This window comes from uncultured Ruminococcus sp., from assembly GCF_937915125.1.
In the GTDB taxonomy this organism is placed as follows: Bacteria; Bacillota; Clostridia; order Oscillospirales; family Ruminococcaceae; genus Ruminococcus_C.
The window spans coordinates 1-9,699 of the sequence record NZ_CALDMP010000096.1; the positions used below are offsets into that span (position 1 = coordinate 1).

4 protein-coding genes and 1 pseudogene are annotated in these 9,699 nt (G+C 40.3%); all 5 read right to left on the reverse strand.

Annotated elements, in window-relative coordinates; all coding sequences use genetic code 11:
• Positions 1-1,117: 1,117 nt before the first annotated feature.
• Positions 1,118-2,623, reverse strand: a complete 1,506-nt coding sequence (locus tag Q0418_RS09830) for a UDP-glucose--hexose-1-phosphate uridylyltransferase (protein ID WP_298483961.1) — start codon at positions 2,621-2,623, stop codon at positions 1,118-1,120.
• A gap of 11 nt (positions 2,624-2,634) precedes the next feature.
• Positions 2,635-3,624, reverse strand: a complete 990-nt coding sequence (galE, locus tag Q0418_RS09835) for a UDP-glucose 4-epimerase GalE (protein ID WP_298483962.1) — start codon at positions 3,622-3,624, stop codon at positions 2,635-2,637.
• 2 nt (positions 3,625-3,626) lie between these two features.
• A complete protein-coding gene (locus Q0418_RS09840) occupies positions 3,627-4,805 on the reverse strand; it encodes a galactokinase family protein (protein ID WP_298483963.1) in 1,179 nt (392 codons plus the stop codon).
• A 124-nt stretch (positions 4,806-4,929) separates the two neighbouring features.
• Complete coding sequence (locus Q0418_RS09845; RefSeq protein WP_298483964.1) at positions 4,930-7,947, reverse strand: glycoside hydrolase family 2 TIM barrel-domain containing protein; 3,018 nt, start codon at positions 7,945-7,947, stop codon at positions 4,930-4,932.
• Between the two features lie 22 nt (positions 7,948-7,969).
• Positions 7,970-9,352, reverse strand: a pseudogene (locus Q0418_RS09850) (MFS transporter).
• Positions 9,353-9,699: the final 347 nt, after the last annotated feature.

Consider the following 9,699-nt stretch of genomic DNA (forward strand, 5'->3'; position numbering starts at 1 on the left):
AATAAAATCGACATCGCAGCAGTAAAAGCAATAATTCTTTTTTTGATCATGTTAATCCTCCTCACTTCAAAATATTATTAAAACCTGAATCCGCAAAATTGAATTTTATAAAAGCACAAAAAGTGGCTGTATTCCGAGAAAAACAAGATATTTTTCAGCTTTGAAAAGTACACCTTTTGGGTGAATAATTTTAAGCAAGAAAAAAGCTTGTTTAAGCCTTAAAATAGGGCGAAAACAGATATAAGGTCAATTTGAGTTTTGCGGATTCAGGATGATGATAAAGATATGGAAATCTCCATCGACACAGTATCCTTGCTTTATGTGGTATGCTCTAGAACAGCGCTATAGAATATACAGAGCCTTGCAACCAGCTATGATTATCTGGTTGAAAAATACCCTACCATTCATATTACAGATTACCGTTTCATGATAACCACATGCTGGACACCACTGTCAAAGAAAGGAGTGAAACAGATTGTCAAATAATAACAAGATGGAATGCGTGGAATTTGAGCAGTTTATTGACTTACTTGCAGAACTAATTTTGAAATACGGAAATGAGGTTCTGCAAGAAATAGAACAAGATACATATGAGAAAAGCACCGATCAATCTTAAGATCGATCAGTGCTTATTTCCTCAAATCATCTTATAATGCCGAAACGCATCAAGGATAGCTTGCTCCTTTTCCAGTGGGCAGTTAGGCTGTCTGGAATATTCTGACTTTGCCTTATTGAAATTGCTACGCTCAATTATACCGCACTTCTGCTTTACCTGCGCAATGTTAAGAGATGACACTATTAAACCTGCATGCTCCTTAACATAAGCCTTGATTTGTGCATAAGTTGCCTTGCTGTACTTTTCAAAGCTGAAAAATATCTTGTTTTTCTCGGAATACAGCCACTTTTTGTGCTTTTATAAAATTCAATTTTGCGGATTCAGGTATAATACAAGGACACCTGTCCAGGTAAAGTATATACTGCTCTGATGGTCGGTTGTCCTCACACATCAGAGAAACTAACAGATATTGTACCGACAAATTTCCCGTACTGAAATGTATAATTAGAATGATGATAAAGAAATGAACCAGTCTGATACTTTCTCGTAAATATATTTTTCTTATTCTCCTTCTGTCTGTAGTGTATATAAAAATCTGTGAAAAGCCTGTCTGCCAGCTTCATTTCTTTTGAAAACACCAGCGTCCAGTAAAACCTGTTCAAAAACTTTGCCAACCTCTGCACGAACAATATCTGAAGCATTTTCTTTTGAAAAATCCGGATGATTTTGCAGTATTTTCTTTGCCCATTCAGCATGAGCAGCAGTTTGCGTATTATCGTTAAGGTCTTTTCCAGACAACAACGCATTCTCCACGGCACTCAGTTCTTCTGCAAGACGTGAAGGCAATACTGCAAGTCCCATGACCTCAATCAGACCGATATTTTCCTTTTTGATGTGATGCAAAGATGGATTGGGGTGAAACAGTCCCAGCGGACGTTCCTCTGTTGTATGATTGTTGCGCAAAACTAAGTCGCATTCATAATAGTTTCCGTTCATGCGTGCAATGGGCGTGATTGTGTTATGCGGTGTTCCATTTGTTACCGCCAGTATATCAGCACTTTCATCACTGTAAGTGCGCCATTTTTTCAGAATATAGCTGCAAGCTGCGGATAGACTGCTTCTGTTTTCTGATTTCAGCCGAATAACAGACATAGGCCATTTCACAATGCCTGCCTGTACGTTTGAAAACTGTGGTATACAGAAATTCTTTTCAATTTTTGCTTTTTCCATTGCAAATGTGTATCTTCCACCCTGAAAATGTTCATGACTGAGAATTGAACCGCCCACAATCGGCAAATCTGCATTGGAACCAACAAAATAATGGGGCAGATAATCCAGGATGTCAAACAACTTTTCAAAGACCGTATCATCAATTTTCATTGCCGTATGATTTTCATTGAATACAATGCAATGCTCGTTGTAGTAGCCATAGGGAGAATATTGTATTTGCCATGATTCTCCGCTGATTTTCAATGGTATCGGGCGCAGATTCTGTCTTGCCGGATGATTCAGATTTCCTGCAAATCCTGCATTTTCCGGACACAGCTGACATTTTGGATAAGACGTAGACTGTGCCGCTTTTGCAGCTGCAATATCTTTCGGGTCTTTCTCCGGTTTAGAACGATTTATGGTGATATCCAGTGTGCCATACTCTGATTCGTAGGTCCACTTCAAATCCCTGGCAATTCTGCCCTGACGGACATAGTTCAGTTTCTTGCTGAAATCATAATACCAGTTTGTGGCCGATTCCGGAGATTTTGCATAATATTGACGAAATTCAGCTGTCACCTCTCTGGGCATGGGTGTAAGAATACCCATAAGCTTTGTATCAAACAAGTCACGGGAGGCAGTTGTATCAGAAATGATATTGTGTGAACAGGCATAATTAACCAGCGGACAGAGCAGTGTATCAATATCTGCATCATGACAGTCTGCTTCGGATTCCTGCCATTCGGTCAGCTGAAACACCTCCATAAAATGATTGCGTATAACATAAACGTCCTCTGAAGTTATCAGTTCGTTTTTTATAGCGTAGCTTATCAGCCGCTGAATATCATCATAAATCATATGCTCAACTCCTATTCTTTATATCCGTTGGGGTGATTTTTGTGCCAGTTCCATGCACTTGCAATGATTTCTTCCAGACTGTCATGCACCGGATTCCAGCCAAGAATCCTCTTTGCCTTTTCGCTGGAAGCTACCAGTCTTGCCGGATCACCGGCACGACGTACGGTTTCTATTGTCGGAATAGAATGTCCGGTAACGGATCTTGCCGTTTTAATTACTTCTCTGACAGAATAGCCAATTCCGTTCCCCAGATTAAAAATATCGCTTTCTCCGCCGTTCATCAGATACTGAACTGCAAGAATATGCGCCTGTGCCAGGTCGGTAACGTGGATATAATCACGAATACAGGTTCCGTCGGGGGTATCATAATCCGTGCCGTAAATAGAGATTGCCTCTCGCTTGCCGTTTGGCACCTGTAAAATCAGGGGGATCAAATGGCTCTCCGGATTGTGTGCTTCTCCGATGGTGCCGCTTTCGTCTGCACCGCAGGCATTGAAATATCTCAGGGAAACATAACGCAGTCCGTGTGCCTTTGCCGTCCAGTGGAACATCTTTTCCATGGCAAGCTTTGTTTCACCGTATGGATTTGTCGGACAGGTTCTGTCACTTTCCAGTATTGGAATGTTCTCCGGTTCGCCGTAGGTTGCCGCTGTAGAAGAAAAAACAATTTTGTCAATGCCATGGCGCACCATTGCTTCCAGCAGCACCTTTGTGCCGCAGAGATTGTTGTCATAATATTTCAGAGGATTAGTAACGCTTTCGCCTACCAGTGAAAATGCAGCAAAGTGAATCATAGCGTCGATTTTCTCTGAACTGAACAGTTCATCCAGAAAGGCAGAGTCCCGGATATCTCCCTCATAAAACTTTGCCGTTCCCGGAACTGCACTGCGGTATCCTGTGACAAGATTATCCGCAACAATTACATCATGTCCTGCTTTTACAAGCTCCAGTGCAGTATGGGAACCGATATATCCTGCACCGCCTAATACTAAAATACGCATCGTTATCCCTCCGTTATTTCTATACCGCCCACAGGACGAATCCTCAGAATATAGCAGCTGCCGTCACCAAAAATGCGGTTCATTTCCTGTGAATACTCGTTAACTTTTTCCGCAGGCACGAATGCCTGAATCGTTCCTGCAAAACCACCGCCGTGAACCCTGACAGCACCCTTTTCTCCAAGAATCCTCTGGCTTAACATAATACCAAGGGGAATTTCCTGCTGGGTTGGCTGTGAACAGGAGTACAGATTTTGCAAAAGAGTTGCTGATGACTCTCCCGACTGTCTGACAAGTTCAAGGAAACAACTTATATTTCCCTCTGAAAGTGCGTTTGCCTCCAGTACTGCACGTCTGTTTTCCGCAAAGAAGTGTGCGGCTCTCATGACTGCACGGTCTGAGCATTTTTCTCTAAGCTGCGGAATTGCGCTGTAAAACTCATTTTCATTTACATCTCTGAGAAATTTTTTTTCGAACTGTGACGCAATACTTTCCATTTCAGAGCGCACTGCAACATAATCGTCAGTCAGATTTGCATGACTACCCTTCGTGTCGGTTACGCACAGGCAATAACCGGATTTTTCAAAGTTATATGGAAAGCTTTTTATGGCAGGCTTTCTGGTATCATGAAAATCAATGGAAACAAGACCGCCTACGGAACTTACCATCTGGTCCATAAGACCGCTTTTTTTGCCAAAGTATATATTTTCCGCATACTGACCGATTTTTGCAATCTCAACAGCACCAGCTTTCCCACGATTGTAATGGCTGTCAATGATTGTACCGATCAGAACTTCAAATGCCGCTGATGAGGACAAACCGCTGCCGCTCAACACATCAGAGGTGGTGTATGCGTCAAATCCGGAAATTTTAACACCCATTTCGTGAAATCCGGAGGCAATCCCACGAATCAGTGCCGACGAACTGCCCATTTCTTTCTTCTGTACTGAAAGGTCATTTAAATCCACATAATTCTGCGGATAGCCTGCCGACTGTACCCGGATAACACCCTCGTTATGGAATGCTACCACAGCAATGATGTCCAGATCAACCGCTGCTGCAAGAACGCAGCCATGCTGGTGGTCAGTATGATTGCCGCCGATTTCTGTACGCCCCGGTGCGGAATAAATATATATTTCCTCACGGTTTGGATACAGCGCTTTAAATTTCTCCACAGCATTCATATACCTGAACTTTTGATTTTCAATATCAACAGATCTATAAATTTGCTTGAATACATCATCAAGTCTGCCGTTTTTTATTTCTTCAATCAAGTCTTTAATAATCATTGTTTTTCCTTTCTGCCTTTCAGCTTAAAGGGCAAATAACGAATTCAAGAATCATATCTTTTTTTGAATCTATTCTGAATTCATCATGCACAGGTGCTCCCCACGAATCATCTCCACCGACACCCATCTGTTTCGATGCAATTCTGACCCATGAATAATCTGTATTCGGCAATTCCTCTCTGTGCATAGCATTTTCAAGCTCATAGGCACTGTATGGAAGAACACTCATTTCAAAGGGTGTTTCAGTTTTATTGAATGTAAGCCCAATATTCTCCTCATCATAAACACTCATAAACCTTACACCCGTTCTGTTTCCGCATTCCTGTGGATTCAGATAGGAAGAAAAATTTTGATAAGCATCTGACTTCCAGAAGCCAAGTCTTGCACCGGAGACTCTGTCAATGTAGTTTTCATCCGGTCCCATTCCATAATATCTGAAATTACTGTAAGTTTTTTTCATTTTGAAATCTATTGCAAACACTGGCATATCCGGCATATCTACCGTGCCGGGGTATATTACCTTAACGCCAAGTCTGCCGTCATAAAAAGCCGTATAAATGATTTTATATTCAAATAACGAAATACAGGCTGCATTGTATACAAATGTGATTTCAAGTGCATTTTCAAGTTCTCTGACTGATGTTTTATCGCCGCAGCAGAAAGCGAATTTGCCTGCAATCAGCCACTGTGAAAGCTTTGCGGGTTCTCCTGCACCGGTATCATTGTCTGTCATGGCTCTCCAGAAGCTTACTTTCGGCACTCTTGTGATAAATTCTTTTCCGTTATAAACGAGAGAACTGATACCACCTTCTTTTTTATCGAATAACATGGAAAAGTTTTCACCATGAATCCCAATTATTACATCACCATAGACAATGGAAGGCTTCTTATATCCCCTTTCTGAAACAAAATTTTCCTTTACTGCAAGCACTTCCTGAGCAAATGCAATTTCATGACCTCTTTCTGCCCATATCGTATCTTTCTCAAGAACAGCAGAAACCTCACATACATATTCACCCGGACACTCAGGGATTTCCACATTAAGTTTGCAAGCTTTTGTTTCTCCTGCACCCACACTAAAAACGAAGCTCTCAGCTTTCATTTCAACACCATTTTTCAGGAGTCGAACTACAAATTTCAGATTATCAGTATCGCCAAATAAATTTTTGTTTTCTACTGTCAGAATCCCTTTTCTTATTGTCATTCTGATATTGGAATATAAAGCTTTTACTTCCTGTACTTTCGGAGAATATGTTCTGTCTGCATATACAATGCCGTTTGTGCAAAAGCCATAATCAGCAGCCCTGTCTTCAAAATCTCCTCCGTAAGCAAGAACTTTTCTGCCGTTTTCTTTTTCCATTTGCAGTGCCTGATCAATATAATCCCAGATAAAACCACCCTGATACGCTTCATACTTATCTTCAAGGTCTGTATAGAGGAACATACCGCCTAAAGAATTGCCCATTGCGTGCATATATTCACAGCTGATATATGGCTTTCCTGTGTTCTTTTTCAGATATTCTTCTATATCAGCCGGCTTAGCATACATTCTGCTCTCCATATCTGTAATATCATCATATTTACGATTCCATGTTACACCTTCATAGTGAACAAGTCTTGTTGGGTCAGCTTCATGAAAGTATTGAGCCATTGCCGCAATATCATCACCGCAATATGATTCGTTGCCACAGGACCATATCAGGACGCTTGCATGATTTTTGTCACGCTCATACATGGACTTTGCCCTGTCAAGACAAGCTGCCTTCCATTCCGGAAGAGATGCCGGAATATTCCATGATGGTTCACAGGCTCCAAGCTTCTGCCATGTCCCGTGTGTTTCCAGATTAGTTTCATCAATGAGATAGATGCCGTATTCGTCACAAAGCTCATACCACCTTGAATTGTTGGGATAGTGACAGGTACGGACAGCGTTGATATTATTTCTTTTCATGAACCGGATATCAAACAGCATATCCTCCTCGGAAACGGAGCGGCCATTCTTCATATTGAATTCATGACGGTTAATACCCTTGAAAATGATCCTTTTTCCGTTGATACACATAAGTCCGTTTTTCAGTTCAAATCTCCTGAAGCCGACTTTTACAGTACTAACCTCGATCACATTTCCGTTTTCATCTTTAATTTCAGCTATAAAAGTATAAAGGTTTGGAATTTCTGCACTCCAGGGAGCTATGTTTTCTATATGCCAGTCAATTTTACCATCAGATACAGATGTTTCTGATACACAAATGCCTTGAGTGTCGGTCAGATTTGCTGTTATTGAATACTTTACATTATTCTTTTCCATAACATCAAGTTCTGCCGTAAAATGCCCGTTTCCAGTTTCACAGTCATAGTCCGCAGCAATTTTCATGTCACGGATATGAACCGCAGGCACAGCATAAAGATAGACGTCACGGAAAATACCTGAAAACCGCCAGAAATCCTGATCCTCCAGCCAGCTTGCAGAGCTTCTCTTGAACACTGCAACTGCAAGCTTATTGTTCTTCTCTTTGATATATTCTGTCAGATTAAACTCAGATGGTGTAAAGGAATCCTCGCTGTAACCGATAAATTCACCGTTAAGCCATACATAAATTGCTGTTTCAACGCCTTGAAAGGAAATGTACACATCTTTATCCTTCAGACCATCTTCCAGGTCAAAGTACCTTACATAGCTTCCGACAGGATTGTCTTTTTCGGAAATATACGGCGGACGGAGATTTTCCATTCCTTCCCATGGATACATGGTATTTACATACTGCGGCTTTCCGTACCCCTGCAATTCCATATGTCCGGGAACTTTGATATAATTAAAACTATCCGTGTTAAAATCCTCTCTGTAAAAATCCTTAATCATTACTGACGGATTTTTTGCCCATGCAAACTTCCATGTGCCATTCAGATTCTGGATAAATTCAGATTGATGTTTTTCCATTTCGTCATGATTTTTATAATACCTATGATCGGAATGTGCAGCAATTCTGTTAACTGCAAAAACTTCCGGATCTGAAAGCCAGTCAAATGTATATTTCATAAACATTTCCTCCCAATATAAATTACTGAATACCTGATTCGTCTGATTTACATTTTGCCTTTAGTTCATCATTCGCTTTTTCCACATTCATCCTCGAAAGAATAATTGTAATAACAAGATCAAGTATGAAAGGAATCCAGAGATACATGAAGTGAAGCATATTTATACAGGAATCAGGCTGTACTGCGAGAGATCCGTTATAGCCACTCCATTCAAGAAGCCATCCTGCGATTGCAGTACCAAGACCTCCACCGATTTTCACACCGAGTGATGTACAGGAATACATTGTTCCGTCAACTCTTTTTTGTTTTGTAAGCCATGTGTATTCAGAACATGAAGCTATGACTGCATTCATATCTCCCTGCCACGGACCTTGTCCCAGTGCTGCCAATGCTGTAAATGCGAGCATAAGAGGTACGCTTCCCAGGTAGCCTGCTACTACTACAAGAAGTCTGCCAACAGTAGCTAACATATAACTGTATTTGTTGAGCTTATACATCCCTTTCCACCTCTGAACCAGTAAAGGTGTAAACAGAAGTGCAATTATCAGTGGAATATTGATAAACCACGAAAATACGCCATACATATTTTCATTAAAAAGAACATATGTCGCATAGTAAACGCCAACATTTATCATTGCGCCATAAATTTGCTGTAAGATATATGTGCCACAAATCATCATGTAATATTTATTGTGAATGAGAGTTTTGAGTGCCTCAATTATGCCGTATTTCTGATCTTCTTCATTTGCATTTTCTCCTTCTGCCAGTTCTTCATCAGAAAGTTCCTTTACAGAAAGAGTTGAAATCGTATTTACGATAAGACCAATTATAGCATAAATAATGGCCACTGTTCTCCATCCACTTGCACCGCCTCCCATTACAGATACAAACTTTAAGGTTACAGACTGAATGAGCAGACTTGTTGCAAATGCAAAAATGAATCTGTATGACCCCATCTGAACACGTTCTTTACTGTTTTTTGTAACAAGTGCCGTCAATGCAGAATAGGCAATATTATTTGCCGTGTAGAATACACTATTTAATAATGTATAGGAGATAAAGAACTAGGCATACTGTGCAAAACTTCCCATACTAACTGGTATAGCAAAAATTGATATCAGTGTTATGGCGCAGCCGACATAGCCATAAAGCATCCAGGGCCTTGCTTTTCCAAATCTGGAATTTGTTTTGTCAATCATTGAACCAAAGAAAATATCTGTTATACCGTCAAAAATTTTGGAAACTGCAATCAATGTACCAACAATTCCAGCACTCATACCCATGGTATCCGTCAGATAAATCATGACAAAAGAGGATAGTAAGGCATATACTACATTTCCTGCAATGTCTCCTGAGCCATAGCCTATTTTGTTGTACCATCTCAGGTATTTCTTTTCACTCATAATAAAAATCCTTTCGCCTTTTGTATGTCCAATTATGGATAGAATCATATTAAATTAAATACAGATAATGCTCTGCTGTTTCATGTTCTTATAACCGCATTCTGGAGAATGTTAATTCATGATTGTAGAAAATTATGCATATGCCATTAAAAGATATCTTTTTTCGTTTTCTTTTTTTATTTCTGATTCCATTATAGCACATTTTTCTCAATATAAAATGCACAAAGCAGTTGAGTTTATGCACAAAATGATACAATTCTATTGAAACCAGCAATAATAAGTGCTATAATAGATTAAGGCAACACCGCACAAAGAGCGCCTGACGGCTTTGCACGTCATATGCTTGC